This window comes from Chryseobacterium sp. SIMBA_029, assembly GCF_046535275.1.
GTDB lineage: Bacteria > Bacteroidota > Bacteroidia > Flavobacteriales > Weeksellaceae > Chryseobacterium.
Genome location: NZ_JAWRXA010000928.1, coordinates 1 through 230 on the forward strand (window position 1 = coordinate 1; position 230 = coordinate 230).

Here is a 230-nt window from a genome sequence, read left to right on the forward strand (position 1 = left end):
GGATTGCCGAAGACCAGATAACGACTGTCACTGATGCGGTAACCAGTGGCGACGACAAACACGATCACGGCCAACGAAAATCCGATATTTGCCCACTGCCAAAGCCGGCCGCGACCGATCGGTCCGAGGCGGCCGGCGACCCAAGGCGACCAGATCCAGATGCCGAGCACAGCCGGAGCAATGAGACGCGGGATCATTGACCATCCGTCCAGACCGACTTCCCAGACAGC

General features: G+C 60.4%; 1 protein-coding gene. It reads right to left on the bottom strand.

Translation table 11 applies throughout. From position 1 onward, the window contains the following. Positions 1 to 230: hypothetical protein (locus SB679_RS26540; protein ID WP_410705444.1), on the bottom strand; the 230-nt coding region annotated here is incomplete at both ends.